Consider the following 20,969-nt stretch of genomic DNA (forward strand, 5'->3'; position numbering starts at 1 on the left):
TAAATTCAAAATATATTAATGATTTCTTGAAACACTGTCATTAACAATTCGAGGTGTAACGAAAATCAGCAACTCACGCTTGTTATCCGATTTTAAATCTTTACGGAATAAACGCCCTACATAAGGAATATCCCCCAGGAATGGCACCTTGGTTTGTGCATTACGGGTTTCCTGCTCAAAAATCCCACCCAGGACCACTGTTTCACCATTATCCACCAGCACATTGGTATTGATCTGGTTTTTATTAATAGTCAATTGTCCGGTCGGCGTTGGGTTGCCTGGGGAGTCACTGGTAATATTCAGCTCCATCTGCACTTTCCCATCAGGAGTAATACTTGGCGTGACATCCAGACTCAAAGTCGCATCAATAAACTCAGTAGTGGATACAGCATTGGCCCCTCCACCTTCAGCAGATTGGTACGGAATTTGTGAACCAGATGCAACCGTGGCTTTTTGCTTGTCTGCTGTGAGTACTTTTGGTGTTGAAATAACTTCACCATAGCCATCCGCTTGCAATGCAGACAGTTCAAGATCCAGCATAAAATCAGAGAGACTAATCAAACCAAAGGCAATACGGCTGGCGCCCGGACTGGTGACACCCAAGTCTACATTCAGGTTTTGTGGACGCTGAATTTCATAAGTATATCCGCCCAAATCACTTTCTTGCGGATCTCTGAGATCCCACAACGTCGTATCGCTACCACCGACCAGAAGACTATTATTGTTGGTAATTCCTTGTGACAGAATCCCCCACTTCACCCCCATTTCTTTAGTGAAGTCAGTGGTGGCACGTACAATACGCGCCTCAACCATTACCTGCTTGACCTGTACATCGAGCAGATCCACCATATTCCGGATTTTATCGATAAAAGGCTGGGTATCATTCACAATAATAGTATTGGTTCGTGCATCGATAGACACTGAACCACGTGAACTTAATAAACTTTCTTTATCATCATTATTCGTGGTGTTACTTGAACCGCCCGAACTAGATGCACCTTTATTTTGAGTGATCAGTTTTTCAATATCTGTAGCTTTAGCATAACTGAGCTGCATATATTCGGTTTGAATTGGTGCAAGTGCAACACTCTGCTTTAAGGCCTTCGCTTCTTCCTCTTCAGCCTTAATCAGTTCCGCCACCGGTGCAATCCAGATCACATTGCCATTACGGCGCTTATCCAGATTTTTGGTTTTTAACACGATATCGAGAGCCTGATCCCATGGTACTTCTTTTAAGCGCAAAGTAATATTACCCTGTACACTATCTGCAGCTACCATATTGATATCGGTGAAATCGGCTAAGAGCTGTAAAACACGACGGACTTCGATATCCTGAAAATCCAAAGAGATTTTCTTACCAGAATAATTGACGGTTTTAGGACGCAATGGACTCTTGGCTTCTGGTCGTTTCAAACTGATGGTCAGCTTATTATCCGTTTGATAAGCCATATATTCATAACTTTCCCCGGACTGGATCGTAATCACGCCTGATCCATTTTGATTCACTGCATCCACACTCGACACAGGCGTCGCAAAATCATTCACATTCAGACGACGGGTCAAATGCGTCGGGATCTTCGTGCCTAAGGTTCGAACAATGATTTTAGTCCCCTGCTGCTGTACATCAACCGGGGTATTATTGCCTGCCAGGTCAATCACCACCTGACCTTCACCTTGAGCCCCACGCTGGAAACTGATATTACTAATTCCCTGAGCTGACTGCTGTAATACCGGTTGAGCTGTCGCGACTGGCGTGGCTGAGTTGATTTTCAGGATAAAGGTATTCCCTTCAACTCGCGTGGTAAAGGCACCAGCATCTGCCAGATTAACAGTCAAACGGGCACGTTGTGCATCCGAAGTCACATCGACCGAACTGGCTTCACGTGTTGCCACCGGAATATTGCTTTGCTTTAAGTTTTGTTGGGCCTGGTCAAAATCTAAAATTAGACGTGAAGGTGATTCTAATTGATAGGCCTGTGGCTGTGGTGGCAAACCATTGAACATCACCCGAATTTCAGTTCCTTGTCCAGGAAGCTGCATAGCTACGATATTGGTCACGGCTACCTGCGCGCTAGCTGCTTGCATCACCGCAATCGCAACAGCACCCATTGAAAACTGACGAAACACACGATTCATTGTATTAGCATCCCCAAAAATAAATTCTTTAATACTCTTATTCATTGTTATTCCCTAAAACTTATGGTGCCAGCCCAATCAGAACCAGACTTCGCGGACGCTCCACATATCCTTCACGGCCATCTGGAATAATCTCAATCAAATCGATCTGCGTTGGTGTAATACCACTCACACGACCATGATTAAGCCCCATATAGCTACCACGCTGTATCCGTTCAATCTCACCGTCCGGTGTCTGGATTAAAGCCAGAATCTGTCCGGCCTGATTACGCATGCTGCCTTTCATGCTCAAGGTTTCCAGAGGATAACTTTCCAGTGGTTGCAATTGACGTGACAAATTTGGATAAACCCGTTTCCCTGCCATAATCTTTAGCTCGGCAGCCAGAGAACTTGGCAGGAAAGGACTTTTGATCTGATGTGCTGCATAGTTGAAGGTTTCAACTGGCATAAAATCGGGTGCAGGTTCAATCGGCAAAGGTGGCTGGTTACGAATATTGGCCATTTCCTGATTGACTGCATCAATACGTGAATCACATCCTAGCAATACCAGTCCAAGCGCTAAAACTGAAGTAATTTTAATCCTATTCATTACTGCGCCCCCTGAGTCGTGCTCGTACCTGCTGAAGAAGCCTCGGCATTGCCCACATAACGATAGGTTTTGGCCTTGACCACATAATCAATCACCGGAATCTCAGACTTTTTCTCTTTATTCTCAGTACCGGTAATGGTGAAATCATGCAAGGTAACAATACGCGACAAGCCTGCAATACTGCTGACAAAAGAACCAAAAGCGTGATAATCCCCAGTCGCTTCAATCGCAATTGGCTGTTCAATAAAGAACTCTTGCTTAATTTCAGGTTCCAGACGGATATTTTTAAACTTCAGACCTGAATTGACACCGCTCAGGTTAATATCCTCAACCAGACCCGGAATTTCAGTTTCCTTCGGCAATTGTTCTAATTGCTGGTTAAAACGTGCTTCCATTTCCTGAAGCTGAATCTGATATTGTTGTAGATTACGTAATTTTGATTCCTTTTCACGAAACTCATTCAGCAGGTTTTGTTCCTGCGCACTGGCTTGTGAAATCGATTCAATCGTACTTCTGGTCAGGGCAAAATAAATCAGCATAAATACCAAGATAACAATAAAAATCCAGCAGCTAATCTTGACCGACAAAGGCCAGCTGCCATAATTATTAGGATCTAGGGTATTGAATTGCTGAAAAAATTTCTCAACAGTCATTTTATTTTTAGGTACAGCCACGGCATCCTGGCTGAACTCATCGAATTTTTCATTACTCATGATGATGCCCCCGGAGTGGTATTGGCTGCTTGCTGTTCTTCATTCAGTACCGGTTCAGCGATCTGATCCAGATCCACAGTCACGGTAAAGCTGCCATAAGACTCTTCAACACGTGGAATAATCGAGCTCGGTGCCTTTTCTTTGGATTCTTCAGCCACCAGGAAGGCATTCATAAAGGCATTTCGGTACCAGGAGGAAGCTTCCAGATTACGCAGTAATTCTGCTACGGTATTTGGACTCTCGGCTCGACCTTCGATGCTAAATTTATCGCCAGTACGCTGAAACTTGGTGATGTACATATTGGCTGGTGTCACCCGCACAATTTCATCAATCAAATGCACCGCGATCGGACGTTGCGTTTGCAAGCCCTGAATCAGCTTCATCCGCTCAACAATGGCATTACGTTGCTCTTGCAAACCTTCTAGCGCTTTTAACTGCACATCCAGATTCTGGTTGGTACTTTGAATCAGCTGATTGGCCTGTTCCTGATCCTGAAGCTTGTGATCATAATAAAACCAGGTTGAACCTGCCGCCGCCAGTCCTAAGAAAAGTGCCCCCACACAGATTGCCACGAATTCATTATTTCTTTTAATTCTTAGCTCATCACGCCAAGGAAGTAAGTTAATCTTTGCCATTAATCAAAACTCCTCAATGCCAAACCACATGCAACCATGAGTGATGACGCGTCATTTTCAATTTTTTTAATATCAATTTGAGGAGAAAAGCCCATTTGCAAAAATGGATTCGCGATCGTGACACGGTAACCGAGTTTTTGTTGTAATAATTTTGCCAGACCTGGAATATTGGCATTCCCGCCAGCCAATAAAATATGATCAATCTCATTAAACTGAGACGATGAAAAGAAGAATTGTAATGACCGCGCTGCCTGTTGCACCACGGCATCCAGGAACGGTTCTAGCACTTCAATATCATAGTCATCTGGCAAAGCACGGGTTTTTTTAGCACGCCCGGCTTCTTCAAAAGACAGACCATAACGGTTCTGAATTTCCTGAGTCAGCTGTTTGCCACCGAACACCTGCTCACGGGTATAAATAATTTTGTTGTTCTGCATGACCGATAAAGTCGTCATACTATGTCCAATGTCTAAAATACCGACAGTATTTACCCCCATCGGCAAAGTATCCGAAAACACTTTAAAAGCATTTTCCAGCGCAAAACTTTCTACATCCGCGATCTTGGGTGTCAGTCCGGCAATTTCCAAAACTTCAGAACGTGCTTCAATATTTTCAATGCGGGTTGCCACCAACAGCACATTGACCCGGTTTGGATTGGCAAGACGGTCAGGCAGAACTTCAAAGTCCAGACTGGCTTCATCGAGTGGGAACGGAATATACTGTTCTGCATCCTCACGAATCTGAACTTCACGCTCATCATTCGACATGTCTGCATCCATCTCGATAGTTTTGGTAATCACCATAGAGGTTGGAATGGCAAAAGCGGCATGATTCGACTGGGTGTTGGCCAAATTAATTGCACGCCCAAGGGCATCCGCGACTGCTTCCGGGTTTAAGACGTTTTTTTCAACAACACTGTTTTCCATTAATGGGACCAAAGCATAGCTCTCTACCCAGTAACGGCTACTTTTTACAGAAAGCTCCAAAACCTTAACAGAAGTCGAACTAATATCAACTCCTATTAACCCCTTATTTGGTTTACGATATAACCTGCGCACAATATAATTCCTATTATTTTTTTGTCCCCAATTAAATCTAACTTACCAATCGATCCGATCTATAATTTTATATAGATACAATAACTCATCTAACAATATGTATATCTAAAGGATATACTGATCGGTAATTAGTTCGCCATTAGCTCTTATTAAAACTTACTTGTTATGAAAAAGCTATCTTGTTCAGGCCTTGTTCACCCATTTTTTTTGATCATTATCATTATCCTGATCTCAATTCCGATGGGTTTCTATGGCATGTATCTCTATATTGCCCCATCTTTGCCTGAAATGTCCACGCTTAAAAAGGCGCCTTTATTAAAGCCTTTACAAGTTTTTAGTTCAGATAATGAATTAATTGCTGAGTATGGTGGCAAGCTTTCTGTTCCCGTGAAATATGAACAAATTCCATCCGAGTTTATTCATGCTTTCCTCGCCGCTGAAGATTCCAGCTTTTTCGAGCATAGCGGAATCAGTTTTAAAAGCTTAGGCCGTGCAGTCAGTGAAAGTATCACCGGTTCGGATGTGCAGACCGGTGGTTCCACTATCACCATGCAGGTGGCGAAAAACTATTATCTCAGCCCTGAACGAACACTCAAGCGTAAACTGACTGAAATTTTTCTGGCCCGTAAGATTGAGCAAAGCCTGACTAAAGAAGAAATTCTGACACTCTATGTGAATAAGATCTTCTTGGGTAAAAATGCCTACGGGATCGCAGCAGCAGCCAAAATTTACTATAACAAGAGTTTAGAAGAGCTTTCGATTGCGCAGATGGCCATGATTTCGGGCTTACCTAAAGCGCCTTCTCGATATAATCCGGTGGCCAACCCCAAACGTGCTCTCGAACGTCGCAACTGGATTTTAGGACGTATGCTGCAACTGGGCTATCTGAACCAGAGTCAGTATCAACAAGCGATTGCTGAACCCATCAATCTGGATATGCCTGACCGAAGTACTCGTAACAAATTCCCGTATGTCGGTGAGATGGTGCGTTCTGAACTGGTACAAAACTTTGGCGAACAGGCGGTAGATTCTGGCTACAAGGTCTATACCACCATCCATAGTGAACGCCAGACCTATGCAGAACAGGCGGTACAAGAGGGTCTGGAAGCTTATGACCGTCGACATGGCTGGCGTGGTGCTGAAGCACATGATCAACCGCTGGAAAATTTCCGTGCCTATGCCAACACCTACCCTGCTCAAGTAACCAAGGTTGGCAATTCCAGTTTTGAAGCGTTGATGCAGGATGGCACCACGGTAACTGTACCGTGGTCCGGTATGTCTTGGGCGCGCCCCTTTCGCAATGTCAACAGTGTAGGTGGTGCGCCGAGCAAAGCTTCCGAGATTGTCAAAGTCAAAGATATTATACGTTTACGACCGAATCAGAATAAAACCTCGTGGTCGCTGGTACAAATTCCAAATGTGCAAGGACAGTTGATTGCCATCAATCCAAATAATGGTGCAATTGAAGCCATTGTGGGCGGATACAACTTTTATCAGTCGAAATTTAACCGTGCAATCCAGGGCTGGCGTCAACCCGGCTCTACGATTAAGCCTTTTGTTTATGCACTGGCTTTAGAACGAGGCATGACACCGCATACCATGGTGAATGATGCGCCAATTACCATTGGCAAATGGACACCTCGTAATTCAGATGGCCGTTATCTGGGGATGATCCCGCTACGCCGCGCACTTTATCTTTCGCGCAATACCGTTTCAGTGCGTTTATTACAGGCTGTCGGGATTGAACGTACCCGTCAGCTGTTTATGGATTTTGGTTTACAGGACAATCAGATCCCGCGTAACTATACCATTGCACTCGGCACGCCTCAGGTTCTGCCGATTCAGATGGCGACAGGTTATGCGACTTTTGCCAACGGCGGTTACCGGATCCAGCCACATTTCATTAACCGTATTGAAGATGCCTATGGCCATACCATTTTTGAGGCTCAGCCTGAATATGCGTGTATTTCCTGTATCAATACCGAAGAAGAATCTGCTCAACCTGCCGACACCATGACCGCAGATGATGAAGCGATTGCAATCAACAATACAACTCTAGAACAGAAACAGGCTGCACCCAAAGTCTCTGCCGAAGACAGTAATTATCGTCAGGCACAGCGTATTTTAAAATCCAGCTCTGCCTATGACATGGCCAATATTCTGCGTGATGTGATTCAGCACGGTACCGGCCGTGCGGCCTTAAGAATCGGGCGAAATGATATTGGGGGCAAAACCGGAACCACCAATGACGCCAAAGATGCCTGGTTCGCAGGGTTCAATGGCAAACTGGTTACTATCACCTGGGTCGGCTTTGACCAGCCTAAAACCTTGGGACGCCGTGAATATGGTGGTGTGGCAGCCTTACCGATCTGGACCGACTTTATGGGCAATGCCTTAAAAGGTCAGCCAGAAGCATGGGTGCGTTTAGACCGTAATGCCAAGGCACCAGTGAATCGAAGCAAGGCAGTTCAGGGTGATGAAGCGCAGAATGATCCGTCTTCACCACCAATGGCCACTACGCTTTACCGCCCGGCACCTGTGGTCGTCCCGAAACGGACAGAAACGGATTTCGAAGATCTGCCGGGACAGGAAATCGCTGTGCCAGATACTGCTGAAACAACTGCTCCGCCAGAACAGCCGCTTCAACCAAGCAAAGTGGACGCTTTAGAAAACCTGATTCAAGAAGTGCAATAACCACAACCGACAAACTAGTATAAAAAAGCCCTCAACAATGAGGGCATTTTTATCGGTGAATTTTTATTTTTTCTGAAACAGATAGATCTGATATTGCGCCAGCAATTTAAACTGATCCTGCTGTTCAAGTGCCAGACGGCGTTCAGGTTTGGCCTTGTAAGCATACGGTGTCATAGCAATCAGGTTTTTTAAATCTGTCTGTGGCAAAGTCATCGGGGCATCAATCACCTGCTCACTGAGCAGATCAAATTCATCTTGCAGTTGCTCAACAAACTTTTGCGGTTCGTGGGGTTTCACTTCTTCAAAAAGTGCCTCACGCATCGCATATAAATGCTGTGGCGCAGGTGTCACCACCATTAAATAACCTTCAGCTTTTAAAACCCGTAAAATTTCCTGTTTTGGGATCGGACTGAACAGGCTGGTACACATATCAATCGACCCATCCAGCACCGGTAAAGTCGCCCCGGTTCCTACGACCCAGGTGATATTTTTATTGAGCTTGGCCGCGACCTGAACGGCATTTTTGGCAATATCCACCCCGACGCATTGCAGCACTTCAGTCTGCATGGCATCAGTATAGTAGCCTTCACCACACCCAATATCTAAAAGATTTTCAATACGCAGCTCTCGCAGCTTCTCCACCACGGCCTGTTGCAAAGGCACATAATGACCCGCACTCAAAAATGCACGACGTGCCTGGACGGACTCAGGCGTATCCCCAGGATTTTTACTGTGTTTATGTTGCACCACATGCAGGTTCACATAGCCTTGCTTGGCCACATCGTAGCTATGATGATTCTCACATCGCCATGTTCTTTCATTTAAGCTCAACTGCTGGCGACAGACTGGGCACATGAGTAAATTCATCATTCTCTCCAAAACAAAAAAGCCGGCCTGCGCCGACTTTTTTCAATGCATCTCTTAGCGCAATTTTAAGGTCATTAGACCCAAAACCACCAGCATAATTGTAATAATCCAGAAACGAATGACGACTTGAGTTTCACGCCAGCCTTTCTTTTCATAATGATGATGCAGTGGTGCCATCAGGAACACGCGTTTATTGCGCATTCTTAATGAACCAATCTGCAAGAATACTGAAATCGCTTCGACCAAGAATACACCGGCCATAATCGCAAAGACGATTTCCTGGCGAACCATCACGGCAATCGTACCCAACATCGCACCCAGCGATAAAGCACCGACATCACCCATAAACACTTGCGCAGGATGGGCGTTATACCACAGGAATGCCAGACCGGCACCAATCATCGCCGCACAGATCACCACCAGTTCAGAGGAATATTTCACATAGGGAATATGCAGGTAATTGGCAAAACGCACGTCTCCGGCCAGATAAGCAAATACACCCAGACCTGCTGCAACCAGTACAATTGGCATAATCGCCAGACCATCCAGACCATCGGTGAGGTTTACCGCATTGGATGCACCATTGATCACAAAATAAGTAAAAATAATGAAGCCAATCCCCAGTGGAATAGCCGACAGCGGAATCGTCAAATCTTTAAAAAATGGAATCAAAAGATCCAGCATATTCGCGGTATGTACCGGATTGGTCTGCTGCTGTGCAATCACATACAGGGCAATACCGACTCCCAATGCACCGACCGAAGTCCAGAAGAATTTTTTCTTCGCAGGCAGACCGGCATTGTCTTTATAACGGATTTTAATCCAGTCATCTGCCCAACCCACGGCACCGAAAATGACCATCACCGCCAGTACAATCCAGACATAAGGATTGGAAAGATCCGCCCAAAGCAGGGTCGAAATACCGATTGAAAGCAGGATTAGTACCCCACCCATGGTCGGTGTACCCATTTTCTTGGCATGGTTTTCAGGGGCATACGAGCTGACCGACTGACCATATTTGAGTGCCTGAAGCTTGCGAATCATGATAGGACCCAGCACCAGACCAATGGTCAATGCCGTCAGGACACTGAGTAAAGCACGTAAAGTTAAATAACGAACCACCTGAAACGTGCTGTCAAAGCCCGCCAAATGTTCAAAGAGCCATAACAGCATTTAGAGTTTCTCCATCAATGCAGCCATCAATGTTTCCATATGGGTATAACGCGACCCTTTAAACAGAAATGACATCGGCTGAGGTTGATGTGTTTCAATCAAATGAATTAAAAATGGCAATGCCTGCTCCTGATTCAGGAAAGCCTGCATTTTCTTGCCATATTGGGTACTACGTGCACCTTCCTGTGCGGCAGGTGCAAATTCACCCACAGCCACCACAAAGTTAATGCCTTTGACCGAGACCAGATCTCGACCCAGCTTATAATGTTCCATCGCAGCCGATGAACCGAGTTCACCGATATCACCGGTCACCATGACCCGAATGCCCTGCTGCTGTGCCAAAACTTCAGCTGCTGCACGCATTGAACCAGGATTAGCATTGTAGGTATCATCAATCAGCAAATACTGTTTGTGTTGAATAAAGTTCAAACGGCCTTTGGCACCCACAGCCTGCTCCAGACCGGTCACAATATCATCCAGACCAATCCCGATTGCCAAAGCAAAGGCAGCCGCTGCTGTGGCATTTTCAACATTATGCTCACCGGCAAAGGGCAGCTGAACTGTTTTCGAAGCTTGTGGTGTATGCAGGGTAAAGGTAGAAGATTGCGCATCAAGCACGACATCGCTGGCATACACCTCACCGCCGGCACCAAAACTTAAGCTTTGTTCAGTTTTGACCGCCTGACGAATGGTTTCAGTAAAATCATCTGCGGCAGGAATAATCGAGGTTTCTGTAATATGCGCATAAATTTCAGATTTGGCAGTACAAATGCCATCACGACCGCCGAATTCACCCAAATGCGCAGTCCCGATATTAATAATCCCGGCTACATGCGGCTGTACCATGTTTGAGGTGTAATCAATTTCGCCCTGATGACTGGCACCCAGCTCCATCACTGCATACTGATGTTCGGGACGTAATTCGAGCAACATCACCGGTACGCCGAGGTCATTATTCAGGTTGCCACGCGTGATCAGTGTCGGCGCAAGACGAGACAAGATGCTCCCCAGCATTTCCTTGGTGGTGGTCTTGCCACTGCTGCCGGTCAAGGCAATGACTTTGAGCTGAGGATTCTGCTGACGACGGTATGCGCCCAACCGCCCTAGTGCCAAACGGGTATCGTCTACGACAAGCTGGCAGATATCGATATCGAGCGGTCGACTGACGATCGCAATCTGACAGCCGCTTGCTGCTACTTGTGCCACAAAATCATGGGCATCAAAGCGCTCGCCTTGCAGTGCAAGGAAAGCATCCCCTTGTTCAGCATCACGCGAATCGGTCAGAATACGTTTGATGGCGTCTGCCGGTTTTTTATTATTGAGCCAATTGCCTTGAGTCGCTTGTTCAAGCTGTTCTGCTGTCCAAGGTGCAAGTGGCACGGTACTGGTTGTTGAGGTATGCATATCTGAATCCTAATACGCTGGATAAGCTGAATCTGCGCTGTGATGCTGGGCATCAATCGCGGCTTGCACTTCGACCACATCATCAAACCAGTGACGTACACCATCAATTTCCTGATAATTTTCGTGACCTTTGCCTGCAATCACCACGATGTCCCCTACCTGCGCGTGTTTAACGGCAAACTTGATCGCTTCACGACGGTCATGAATTTCATGGTAGCTTTTGCCTAAAAAGTCGATGCCATTTTTCATATCGGCAAAAATTTGTGCAGGATCTTCGGTTCGCGGGTTATCGGAAGTCAAGACCGTAATATCCGAACCTTCTAATGCTGCTTGGGTCATGAGTGGACGCTTGCCGCGGTCACGATCGCCGCCACAGCCAAAGACGGCCCAGAGATTTTGTGAAACATGACGTTTTAAAGTGATGAGAACCTGAGTCAAGGCATCAGGTGTATGCGCATAATCCACTACAAATAGGCGCTCGCCATCACGCAGCACCTGCATCCGGCCTGGTGCACCTTTGAGCTGTGGCACAGTCGCAATCAAGCTGCTTAAATCAAATCCGGCCTGCTCTGCCATGATCAGACTAGCGACCAGATTTTCAATATTAAAATGTCCAAGCAGCGGACTGTTCACAACATATTCAGCAGAAGCCGTTTTCAGCTTAAAGGCTGCACCTGAAATGCTGTATTGAATATCCTGAACCTGATAATCCGCAGCTTGACGGGTTGAATAGGTCAAAATTTCTGGCTGTGAGGGATTGTTGCGCGCTGCATCAATCATGATATGAGCATGCGCATCATCCAGGTTGATGACAGCCACTTTTAAACTTTCAAATTTAAATAAAGCAGATTTGGCTTCTGCATAGGCTTGCAGCGTCCCGTGATAATCCAGATGATCGCGACTTAAATTACTATAGCCCGCAATCTCGATATCACAGCCATTCAAGCGACCTTGCTCCAGACCATGCGAACTGGCTTCAATCGAGGCAAATTTAGCACCGGCTTGAGCATAAACATGCAAAGCATTTTGCAATTGCAAAGCATCGAGCGTGGTATGCGACGAGGCTTCCAGATTTGGCAAAATCCCGTTACCTGTCGTCCCCATCACTGCACAAGCTTTGCTTTGCAACATGAACAGTTCCGCAACCAAACGTGAAATCGTGGTTTTACCATTGGTGCCGGTCACTGCAAGAATACCTGCAGCCTGAACAGGTTGGCTGGCTTGTAAGTATTGTTTTTGCCACTGTCCCATCAAATGTCGGACATCAGCAACCACCAGATTGGGTGAGATATCCAATTCGATTTCAGAAATCACCGCTAAGGCACCCTGCTCTAAAGCTTTTTGTGCAAATACTGCAGTTTTTTCTGGTTGTGACAGACTGGTCAAGGCAATAAAAATTTGCCCTGCCTTAACTTTACGGCTATCCAGTTCGAAACCCTGAAAGGCTTGGGTCATCCATTCAGCAGTATCCTGAACGGCGTAGAGATCTTTAAATGTAATAGACATTGATCACCTATTTACTGGACTTTGGGAGATTCTAAAGGTTTGTCCAGAGGGACATTTAGCAGACGCAAGGATTCCTGCATCACGCGTGCAAATACCGGTGCCGATACCGTACCGCCGTAATAGGTGCCTTGCGGATTTTCGACCACCACCACCATGGCAATACGCGGATCACTCACGGGCGCTACGCCAGCAAACAAAGCCCGGTATTCATTGGTAGAATAGCCTTTACGATCGGCACGCAGTTTATGCGCAGTACCGGTTTTCCCTGCCACACGATAACCCGGAATTGTCGCGCGCGTGGCGGTACCGCCAGGCAGAGTTGCTACTTCCAGCATAAGCAAGACCTGATCTGCAATATTGGCATCAATCATTTGCTCACCCTGCGGCTGTTCTTCCAGCTTGTACAGGCTCAGCGGCATTCTCACACCCTTATTGGCCAGCATGGCATAGGCATCCGCCATTTGCAGCACAGTAGCATTCAGGCCATAACCATAGGACATGGTTGCCACTTCTGACACATTCCATTTACTTGGTGGCAAGATCAGACCGGCACTTTCACCCGGGAATCTTACTGCTGAGCGTGAGCCAAAACCCAAGCGTTTATAGAAAGTAGGTAGAGTTTCATACGGCAAAGACAAGGCCAGTTTGGCGACACCCACGTTCGAAGATTTCTGGATAATACCGCCCAGTGTTAACTGACCATAGTTATGCGTATCACGAATAGTGTGATTGCCAATTCGCATACTGCCCGGTGTGGTGTTGACCACTGAATTGGCCGTATATTTACCACTTTCCAGAGCCATTGCCACAGTGAAGGGCTTCATGGTCGAACCCGGTTCGAAGGAATCCACTGCACCACGGTTACGCATGGCATCCTTGTTCAGCAGACCATTTTTATCATTCGGGTTATATGATGGCCAAGATGACAAGGCCAGAATTTCCCCGGTTTTTACATCGACCGCAATCGCAGTCGCAGAACGGGCATTATTGGCCACACCTGCCGCAGTCAATTCACGGTACATAATATATTGCAGACGCGAGTCAATACTCAGGGTGATATTCTCGCCCGGCTCGACTTCTTTAATCACTTCCGGCTCTTTAACCCGGTTGCCTTTTTTATCCCGGATAATCTGCTGCTCACCATCTTCACCTGCCAGACGGGTATTGAGCTGCATTTCCAGACCTTCAATCCCGGTGCCTTCACTATTGGTCAGACCAATAATCTGTGAATTGGGCTGTGGCTGCGGATAATAACGTTTGTAATTTTTCTCGGTATACACGCCTTGAAAATTACGCTTCATGATCAGTTCGGCCTGTTGTGGCGGAACTTCTTTTTTCAGGATCAGATAACGAGAACGCGGGCGTTCTTGCATTTTTTTGCGTAGTTCTGCCCGATCCATACCGACTGCATCGGCCAGTTCATCCAGATTCAGGTTTTTATCCGGCAACTGGCGTTTCAGCTTGCGGCTATCTGGCTCTTTTTCTAGTGCCAATATGGTCTCGTCATAGAGTTTTTTATTGTCAAAATAGTCACGTGGATCAATCACGATTTTCATGATCGGCGTACTGATCGCCAGCGGCACCCCATTACGGTCATAAATCACGCCACGCATGGCCTTGATGGTATTGGTTCTTAAAATATTGGCATTGGCTTTATTTTGCAAAAAATCCTTATTGATAATCTGCACATAGAAGGCCCGGCAAATCAGTGTAATAAAACACAGCAACACCACCGCCCACATGATATAGAAACGATTGATATACACATTTGAGGCGTTTTTGTCGGTAACTGATTGTTTTTTACGTACCGCTTGCTTCTTTCTTTTGTCTATCATGTCCGAGCGCTAGCCTTATTTTTTCTCATCTGAAGTTTGTGGTAAAGAAATGACGACACTTTGTGAAACCGGGGGAGAATACATGCGCAGCTGGGTGACAGCACGTGTGCCAATCTGCGCAGTTGCACCAAAAGTTTGCTGTTCAATTAACAAACGCCCCCAATCTGCATTCAGGTCATCACGCTCACGCAGATAAGTGCTCAGTTTTCTGGTGTCCTGACGATATTCAAACACCTGAAATACCACAAAGACTGCACTGATAAAGACCATCAGTATCAAGACGAGATAGATGCAGGCTTGTTTAAGCCACAACTTTTCTGTTTTTTTATCAACCACTTCAGTTTTCATGATGTGCCTATTAAGCTAAACGTTCTGCGACCCGGAGCCATGCACTACGTGAACGAGGATTCGCTTTGACTTCTTCGTCACTGGCTTTTACGCGGGATACCTTCTTTAAACGTCGTGTATCTTTTTGCTGCCCCGGCATTCCCCAGCCAAAATCTTCGTCTAATGTAGATTCTTTTTGAATAAATTGTTTGATCAAACGGTCTTCCAGAGAGTGAAAGCTAATTACGGCCAAACGTGCCTCAGGTTTTAAAACCTCAACTGCTTGAGGCAAGAAGATTTCAATATCTTCTAATTCTTTATTAATAGCAATACGAATCGCCTGGAAAGTACGCGTCGCAGCATGCTTATTTTTTTCCCATTTTGGATGCGCGACTTTCACAATTTCCGCAAGTTGAGCCGTGGTCTCAATCTGCCCTGCCGCCTTGATGGCTTTGGCAATCCGGCGACTATAACGTTCTTCACCGTATTTAAAAATGATATTGGCCAGTGCTTCTTCTTCAATTTCAAGCAGCCATTCTGCTGCAGTTGGACCTTGAGAATTGTCCATGCGCATGTCTAGCGGGCCATCTTTCATAAAACTGAAACCACGTTCGGCCTGATCCAGCTGCGGCGAAGACACGCCTAAATCTGCCATCACCCCATCCACGGTCTCAATCCCAAGCTCAGCCAGTGCGTCTTTCAGATCGGCAAAGCTGGCATGAATAATTTTAAAACGTGGATCCTCTTGTTCTAAGATTGCTGCCGTCTCTAGGGCCTGAGGATCTTTATCAAAGCCATACACACGTGCATGTTCATCTAATTTTGATAACAATAAACGGGTATGTCCGCCACGACCAAAAGTACCGTCTACATAAATTCCCGTATTGCGACCTGCCAACAAGGCATCAATCGTTTCGTGAAGTAATACAGAAATATGTGACATAAAAACTCAATCAATAGGGCGAAAAATTTAACTGCACATTATCACCCTGTTTCAGCAAAGCTCCAAACGACTTTTTGTAGATAAATATTACTTTCCATAGAGAAAACCGTTTTTATTTGAGTGTCGTCAATAAAAAAGCCTCCGCAAGGGAGGCCTGTTTATCTGTAATTCGTCTTCAAATCAGCAGATTAACGTTTTGAGTTATAGATCTGATCAAAAATCGCGCCATTCACAAAATGGGTTTTCTGTGCATTGGCCCAGCCACCAAACACTTCATCAATGGTAAAGGTTTTGATTTTCGGGAATTGTGCTGAATATTTGGCTAATACTTTCTCATTGCGCGGACGGTAGAAATGTTTGGCTGCCATTTCCTGACCCAATGGGGAGTACAGGTAGTTGATATAACCTGTTGCCAACCATTTATTGCCATTTTTATCCACGGTACGATCGACAATGGCCACCGATGGCTCGGTCAAAATCGTAATTGACGGATAAATAATATCGAACTTGTCTTTACCCAAAGTCTTTTGGGTAACCAGTGCTTCATTTTCCCAAGTCAGCAATACATCACCAATACCACGCTCAGCAAACGTGGTCATCGAAGCACGTGCTGCTGAGTCCATCACTTTGACATTTTTATAGAGTTTGCCGACAAAGTCCTGTGCTTTGGCTTTGTTCCCCCCCGGCTGTTTCTCGGCATAGCCCCAGGCAGACAGGTATACCCAACGTGGCAAACCACCGGTTTTCGGGTTGGGGGTAATAATTTCTACGCCTGGCTTGGTCAGATCACTCCAGTCCTTGATGCCCTTCGGATTGCCTTTGCGTACCATAAACACGATGGTTGAGGTATAAGGTGCAGAATTATGCGGAAACTCTTTTTGCCAACCGGGTTGAATCTGACCAGATTTCACGATTTCTTCGATGTCATTGGCCAGCGCCAAAGTCACCACATCGCCTTTTAGGCCATCGACCACCGAACGTGCCTGCTTGCCCGAACCACCATGTGACTGTTTAAAGTTCACATCCAGACCGGTCCGGTTTTTCCAGTAAGCACCAAATGATTTATTGAATTCATCATAGAATTCACGGGTTGCATCATAAGACACGTTTAGAAATTGACGATCAGCCGCCTGTGAGGCAGTCGCTGTCAAGCCTAGACCTGTAGCCAATAAGGCAACGCTAAATAACGATTTTAATTGATTTTTCATGAGCGCACGGGAGTTTATCTTGTATAGATATAACTATATGAAATAAAATCATTTATCGCAATTCAACCTACAACATCACAACACGATATAATCAAAGGTTTTTTATTCTTAATCATCTGTTTTTAAAAACAAAATATAGCCAGTCATTTCACTTATTTCGAATATATAGAATTTTATGCATTAAATATAAAAAAAACGGATAACGCTTTATCCATTTTCTTCATTCAATTTAGATTCAAGCTTGTTATCGCTTTTCATTATAAATCTGGTCATAAATCGCCCCATTCACAAAATGGGTTTTTTGCGCTTTTGCCCAGCCACCAAAGACTTTATCAATGGTGAAGGTCTGAATTTTCGGAAATTGGGCGGAATATTTGGCAGCCACTTTGGCATCGCGTGGACGGAAGAAATATTTCGCAGCCAACTCCTGCCCTTTCGGGGAATACAGATAATTCAAATAGCCTTTCGCCAGATTGGCATTGCCATTTTTATTCACATTTTTATCAACGATTGCCACCGATGGCTCGGCCAGAATTGAAATAGAGGGATAGATGATATCGTACTTGTCCTTACCTAGACCTTGCGTTGCCAGCAAGGCTTCATTTTCCCAAGATAATAGTACATCGCCAATACCGCGCTCGGCAAAAGTCGTCAGTGAACCACGGGCACCGGAATCCAACACTTTGACATTTTGATAAAGCCTTTTCACCAGATCTCGGGCTTTGGCATCATTGCCACCGGGCTGTTTCAGCGCATAGCCCCAAGCAGATAGATAGATCCAACGTGGCGCTCCACCAGTTTTCGGGTTAGGTGTAATAATCTCGACACCCGGTTTGGTCAGATCATTCCAGTCCTTGATTTGCTTGGGATTGGCCTTACGCACCAAAAAAACAATGGTCGATGTATAAGGTGCAGAATTACTCGGAAATTCTTTTTGCCAGCCTTTCTCGATTAAACCGGCATTGACGATTTCCTCAATGTCATTGGCCAAAGCCAAAGTCACCACATCGGCCTGCAAACCATCGACGACCGAACGTGCCTGCTTGCCTGAACCGCCATGTGACTGTTTAAAATTGATTGTCTGTCCGGTTTCCTGCTTCCAGAACTGGCCAAACTCCTGATTATATTCTTGGTAAAATTCACGGGTCGGATCATAGGAGACATTCAGGAAATCTTTGGCCATTACATTTTGCATGGTGGTTGCAGTAAATATTGTCAAGATTGCGGTTGCTATTATTTTTTTCATGTTATGTGACTCATTATTGAGATAACCACACTGTATAAATAAAAAATAAATATAACAATCATGTGTTTATAATAATATTGATGATCTATTTCTGATTTTGAGATATCTGCTAACAATTAAACCTGGATACATATTCTGCTAAAAAATTAATCTCCTGCTACAATATAAGACAGTTCTTCACGTTCTCTTCACAGTTGTCTGTTAAAAATAGGCCGCCAAAAGAGAGAATTACGATTTTTAGTAATTTTCCATAGATGTTATATTAATTTTTTGTAAAAAATGTGACTTGGTTCTACTTCTTTATAATCAACTGTGATTAAATTGTAGACGGAGTATTAAAAAAACATTTTTAACAGAATAAAACCAACCAGAAGCAAGGAGGAAGTTTGGATATGAAATTTAAATTATTCACAGCTAGCATCCTAAGTCTGATCATGCTGTTTTCGATTCAACTGGGTCATGCCGTCGTTGTGAAGACAGATTTGCAGAAGGCCTCAGTCACTACTGTTGAAAGCAAGACATCGCCGATTGAAAAAGCAATTCAACAACAAAAAAGCGAAAAAACCCTGCATACAGACGATAATCTTAAAGTCTTAACTGCGCTGAAAGTTGCACCTTCACAAAATTTCTTTGCAGCACAAAATTATCGCTTTACCCGCTTCGTACAAAGCATATTTTCTAGCGATCATTCTTAATCAGTTTTAACCAACTCGAATAACAGCAGGATTTAAAGCCACATCACTGAATGTTGAATAAAGCATTAAGTGATGTGGCTTTTTCGCTATAATAGAACCAAATTTATATTCTAGATTATATCCGGCTATGACTGTTCGTACTCGTATTGCACCTTCTCCTACAGGTTTTCCTCATGTAGGTACTGCCTATATTGCCTTGTTTAACTTATGTTTTGCTAAACAGCATGGAGGTGAATTCATCCTTCGTATTGAAGATACCGACCAACTGCGCTCAACACCTGAATCTGAAAAAATGATCCTGGATTCATTGCGCTGGCTCGGTCTCAACTGGTCTGAAGGTCCAGATGTGGGTGGCCCACATGCACCGTACCGCCAGTCAGAACGCATGGATATTTATAAAAACTATGCGCTGGAACTGGTTGAAAAAGGTCATGCCTTCTACTGTTTCGCTACTGCCGAAGAACTGGATCAAATGCGTGCTGAACAGCAAGCACGTGGTGAATCTCCACGTTATGACGGTCGAGGCTTAAACCTTTCTCAAGAAGAGGTCGAGCGTCGTTTGGCTGCTGGCGAAGCACATGTGATTCGCATGAAAGTACCGACTGAAGGTATTTGTAAATTTAATGACATGCTGCGTGGTGAAGTCGAGATTCCATGGGCGCAGGTCGACATGCAGATTCTGCTGAAAACTGACGGCTTGCCAACTTATCATTTGGCCAACGTGGTGGATGACCATTTAATGCAAATCACGCATGTGATTCGTGGTGAAGAATGGATTCCGTCTGCACCGAAGCATCAGTTGCTGTACCAGTATTTCGGTTGGGAGATGCCGGTACTGTGTCACATGCCACTGCTACGCAACCCGGACAAATCAAAATTGTCTAAGCGTAAAAACCCAACTTCAATCAACTATTACAAAGATATCGGTGTACTGCCTGAAGCCTTGTTGAACTACTTGGGTCGTATGGGCTGGTCAATGCCAGATGAAAGTGAAAAATTCACTTTGGCAGAAATGATTGAACATTTTGATATCAAACGCGTATCACTCGGTGGTCCAATCTTTGATGTTGAAAAACTCAACTGGCTCAATGGTCAATGGATCAAAGCCCTTTCTCCTGCTGAATTGCTCGATACGCTGCTGGCATGGAAAGCAGACCGTGCCAAATTAGAAGAAATTGCAGCTGCGATTCAACCACGTATCAACTTGCTGTCTGAAGCAGTGAACTGGTCTGCGCATTACTTCAACCACTTCCCGGCCCTGACTCAGGAACAGTTTGTCAGCAAAAAACTGTCTGACGAACAGGTACGTCAAAGCTTGCAGTTTGCCATTTGGCGTTTAGAAAGCCTGTTCACCTGGAACAACGACACGGTCAGCCAAACCTTGATGGATTTGGCAGCACAAATGGAAATTAAACTGCGTGACTTCATGCCGGCCTTTTTTATTGCCATTGCCGGTTCAACTGCGTCTACCCCGGTGATGCAGACTATGGTCACCATTGGCCCTGATTTAACCTTCGCACGTTTACGTCATGCGCTGGAAATTGTCGGTGGCCCAAGCAAAAAAGAGCTAAAAGTCTGGGAAAAACTCAATGAAAGCTTAAAATTGCCGAAAAATGAAGCGGTTGATCAAGCTTAATTAATTTTTTTGTTGACGTGTGAGCGCGATATCCCTAATATAGCGCTCACACAGACTGGGGTCATAGCTCAGTTGGTAGAGCGCTACAATGGCATTGTAGAGGTCAGGAGTTCGATCCTCCTTGACTCCACCAAATCAAGTCTTGCTTTAGCTGTGTAATGCCTCAATTGTCCCTATCGTCTAGAGGCCTAGGACATCGCCCTTTCACGGCGGTAACCGGGGTTCGAATCCCCGTAGGGACGCCATATTCAAGATTACTTTTGAAGTGGTCTTTTAAAAAACCCAAGCATTATGACTTGGGTTT

The 20,969-nt window shown here is 45.1% G+C and carries 17 protein-coding genes and 2 tRNA genes; 5 read left to right on the top strand and 14 right to left on the bottom strand.

Going from position 1 to position 20,969, the window contains the following annotated elements:
- Positions 1 to 15 precede the first annotated feature (15 nt).
- Genes pilQ through FTU44_RS06690 form a run of 5 tightly spaced genes read right to left on the bottom strand, consistent with a single transcriptional unit; the run spans position 16 to position 5,131 of the window.
- On the bottom strand, positions 16 to 2,181 hold the full coding sequence (pilQ, locus tag FTU44_RS06670) for a type IV pilus secretin PilQ family protein (RefSeq protein WP_180049924.1): 2,166 nt from the start codon (positions 2,179 to 2,181) through the stop codon (positions 16 to 18).
- A gap of 16 nt (positions 2,182 to 2,197) precedes the next feature.
- Positions 2,198 to 2,725 carry a pilus assembly protein PilP gene (locus tag FTU44_RS06675; protein ID WP_180049925.1) on the bottom strand — a complete coding sequence of 176 codons (528 nt, stop codon included), beginning with the start codon at positions 2,723 to 2,725 and terminating at the stop codon, positions 2,198 to 2,200.
- Positions 2,725 to 3,438: a type 4a pilus biogenesis protein PilO gene (locus tag FTU44_RS06680; protein WP_005094323.1), complete on the bottom strand. Its 714-nt coding sequence runs from the start codon at positions 3,436 to 3,438 to the stop codon at positions 2,725 to 2,727. Before FTU44_RS06680 ends, FTU44_RS06675 begins: the two co-directional genes overlap by 1 nt.
- Positions 3,435 to 4,073, bottom strand: coding sequence for a PilN domain-containing protein (locus FTU44_RS06685; RefSeq protein ID WP_005094324.1), 639 nt, complete (start codon positions 4,071 to 4,073; stop codon positions 3,435 to 3,437). Before FTU44_RS06685 ends, FTU44_RS06680 begins: the two co-directional genes overlap by 4 nt.
- Entirely contained in the window at positions 4,073 to 5,131 is a 1,059-nt protein-coding gene (locus tag FTU44_RS06690; protein WP_005168888.1) for a pilus assembly protein PilM, read from the bottom strand. The genes FTU44_RS06685 and FTU44_RS06690 overlap by 1 nt, the downstream gene beginning before the upstream one ends.
- 165 nt (positions 5,132 to 5,296) lie before the next feature.
- Between FTU44_RS06690 and ponA the strand changes: the two genes are divergently transcribed.
- Positions 5,297 to 7,825 carry a penicillin-binding protein PBP1a gene (ponA, locus tag FTU44_RS06695; RefSeq protein ID WP_180049926.1) on the top strand — a complete coding sequence of 843 codons (2,529 nt, stop codon included), beginning with the start codon at positions 5,297 to 5,299 and terminating at the stop codon, positions 7,823 to 7,825.
- Positions 7,826 to 7,888: 63 nt separating this feature from the next.
- Here the strand turns inward: ponA and FTU44_RS06700 are convergent, their stop codons facing one another.
- The 9 genes from FTU44_RS06700 to FTU44_RS06740 all read right to left on the bottom strand — a co-directional run bounded on the left by FTU44_RS06700 (position 7,889) and on the right by FTU44_RS06740 (position 18,334).
- Positions 7,889 to 8,692, bottom strand: a complete 804-nt coding sequence (locus FTU44_RS06700) for a putative RNA methyltransferase (protein ID WP_159516326.1) — start codon at positions 8,690 to 8,692, stop codon at positions 7,889 to 7,891.
- Positions 8,693 to 8,746: 54 nt separating this feature from the next.
- On the bottom strand, positions 8,747 to 9,865 hold the full coding sequence (mraY, locus tag FTU44_RS06705) for a phospho-N-acetylmuramoyl-pentapeptide-transferase (protein WP_180049928.1): 1,119 nt from the start codon (positions 9,863 to 9,865) through the stop codon (positions 8,747 to 8,749).
- Positions 9,866 to 11,269, bottom strand: a complete 1,404-nt coding sequence (gene murF / locus FTU44_RS06710) for a UDP-N-acetylmuramoyl-tripeptide--D-alanyl-D-alanine ligase (protein WP_180049930.1) — start codon at positions 11,267 to 11,269, stop codon at positions 9,866 to 9,868.
- A gap of 9 nt (positions 11,270 to 11,278) precedes the next feature.
- Positions 11,279 to 12,775 (bottom strand): UDP-N-acetylmuramoyl-L-alanyl-D-glutamate--2,6-diaminopimelate ligase, encoded by a 1,497-nt coding sequence (locus FTU44_RS06715; RefSeq protein WP_180049932.1) that lies wholly within the window; start codon positions 12,773 to 12,775, stop codon positions 11,279 to 11,281.
- An 11-nt stretch (positions 12,776 to 12,786) separates the two neighbouring features.
- Positions 12,787 to 14,610: a penicillin-binding protein PBP3 gene (gene ftsI / locus FTU44_RS06720; protein ID WP_074383637.1), complete on the bottom strand. Its 1,824-nt coding sequence runs from the start codon at positions 14,608 to 14,610 to the stop codon at positions 12,787 to 12,789.
- A gap of 15 nt (positions 14,611 to 14,625) precedes the next feature.
- Positions 14,626 to 14,958, bottom strand: a complete 333-nt coding sequence (ftsL, locus tag FTU44_RS06725; protein ID WP_005094344.1) for a cell division protein FtsL — start codon at positions 14,956 to 14,958, stop codon at positions 14,626 to 14,628.
- A 10-nt stretch (positions 14,959 to 14,968) separates the two neighbouring features.
- Positions 14,969 to 15,880 (bottom strand): 16S rRNA (cytosine(1402)-N(4))-methyltransferase RsmH, encoded by a 912-nt coding sequence (gene rsmH, locus FTU44_RS06730; RefSeq protein WP_005094346.1) that lies wholly within the window; start codon positions 15,878 to 15,880, stop codon positions 14,969 to 14,971.
- Positions 15,881 to 16,068: 188 nt separating this feature from the next.
- Positions 16,069 to 17,088, bottom strand: coding sequence for a sulfate ABC transporter substrate-binding protein (locus FTU44_RS06735; RefSeq protein ID WP_005168906.1), 1,020 nt, complete (start codon positions 17,086 to 17,088; stop codon positions 16,069 to 16,071).
- Positions 17,089 to 17,332: 244 nt separating this feature from the next.
- The gene (locus FTU44_RS06740; RefSeq protein ID WP_180049933.1) at positions 17,333 to 18,334 is read right to left on the bottom strand and encodes a sulfate ABC transporter substrate-binding protein; all 1,002 of its coding nucleotides are present in this window, start codon (positions 18,332 to 18,334) and stop codon (positions 17,333 to 17,335) included.
- Between the two features lie 392 nt (positions 18,335 to 18,726).
- On the opposite strand from FTU44_RS06740, the gene FTU44_RS06745 reads away from it, so the two are divergent.
- From FTU44_RS06745 to FTU44_RS06760, 4 genes are all read left to right on the top strand, one after another.
- A complete protein-coding gene (locus FTU44_RS06745; protein ID WP_005094351.1) occupies positions 18,727 to 19,029 on the top strand; it encodes a hypothetical protein in 303 nt (100 codons plus the stop codon).
- 127 nt (positions 19,030 to 19,156) lie between these two features.
- Positions 19,157 to 20,665: a glutamate--tRNA ligase gene (gltX, locus tag FTU44_RS06750; protein ID WP_100329408.1), complete on the top strand. Its 1,509-nt coding sequence runs from the start codon at positions 19,157 to 19,159 to the stop codon at positions 20,663 to 20,665.
- 57 nt (positions 20,666 to 20,722) lie between these two features.
- Positions 20,723 to 20,798: transfer RNA gene (locus FTU44_RS06755), tRNA-Ala, on the top strand.
- A gap of 36 nt (positions 20,799 to 20,834) precedes the next feature.
- Positions 20,835 to 20,910: transfer RNA gene (locus FTU44_RS06760), tRNA-Glu, on the top strand.
- Positions 20,911 to 20,969: the final 59 nt, after the last annotated feature.

This window comes from Acinetobacter sp. YH12105, from assembly GCF_013419095.1.
GTDB classification, from domain to species: domain Bacteria; phylum Pseudomonadota; class Gammaproteobacteria; order Pseudomonadales; family Moraxellaceae; genus Acinetobacter; species Acinetobacter pseudolwoffii.

Excerpts from the sequence above, each read along its gene's own strand:
- FTU44_RS06715 (WP_180049932.1), bottom strand. The coding sequence starts at position 12,775 with ATGTCTATTACATTTAAAGATCTCTACGCCGTTCAGGATACTGCTGAA.
- mraY (WP_180049928.1), bottom strand. The coding sequence starts at position 9,865 with ATGCTGTTATGGCTCTTTGAACATTTGGCGGGCTTTGACAGCACGTTT.
- FTU44_RS06735 (WP_005168906.1), bottom strand. The coding sequence starts at position 17,088 with ATGAAAAATCAATTAAAATCGTTATTTAGCGTTGCCTTATTGGCTACA.
- ponA (WP_180049926.1), top strand. The coding sequence starts at position 5,297 with ATGAAAAAGCTATCTTGTTCAGGCCTTGTTCACCCATTTTTTTTGATC.
- pilQ (WP_180049924.1), bottom strand. The coding sequence starts at position 2,181 with ATGAATAAGAGTATTAAAGAATTTATTTTTGGGGATGCTAATACAATG.
- ftsI (WP_074383637.1), bottom strand. The coding sequence starts at position 14,610 with ATGATAGACAAAAGAAAGAAGCAAGCGGTACGTAAAAAACAATCAGTT.
- gltX (WP_100329408.1), top strand. The coding sequence starts at position 19,157 with ATGACTGTTCGTACTCGTATTGCACCTTCTCCTACAGGTTTTCCTCAT.
- FTU44_RS06740 (WP_180049933.1), bottom strand. The coding sequence starts at position 18,334 with ATGAAAAAAATAATAGCAACCGCAATCTTGACAATATTTACTGCAACC.
- ftsL (WP_005094344.1), bottom strand. The coding sequence starts at position 14,958 with ATGAAAACTGAAGTGGTTGATAAAAAAACAGAAAAGTTGTGGCTTAAA.
- FTU44_RS06700 (WP_159516326.1), bottom strand. The coding sequence starts at position 8,692 with ATGAATTTACTCATGTGCCCAGTCTGTCGCCAGCAGTTGAGCTTAAAT.
- murF (WP_180049930.1), bottom strand. The coding sequence starts at position 11,269 with ATGCATACCTCAACAACCAGTACCGTGCCACTTGCACCTTGGACAGCA.
- FTU44_RS06680 (WP_005094323.1), bottom strand. The coding sequence starts at position 3,438 with ATGAGTAATGAAAAATTCGATGAGTTCAGCCAGGATGCCGTGGCTGTA.
- FTU44_RS06675 (WP_180049925.1), bottom strand. The coding sequence starts at position 2,725 with ATGAATAGGATTAAAATTACTTCAGTTTTAGCGCTTGGACTGGTATTG.
- FTU44_RS06745 (WP_005094351.1), top strand. The coding sequence starts at position 18,727 with ATGAAATTTAAATTATTCACAGCTAGCATCCTAAGTCTGATCATGCTG.
- FTU44_RS06685 (WP_005094324.1), bottom strand. The coding sequence starts at position 4,073 with ATGGCAAAGATTAACTTACTTCCTTGGCGTGATGAGCTAAGAATTAAA.
- rsmH (WP_005094346.1), bottom strand. The coding sequence starts at position 15,880 with ATGTCACATATTTCTGTATTACTTCACGAAACGATTGATGCCTTGTTG.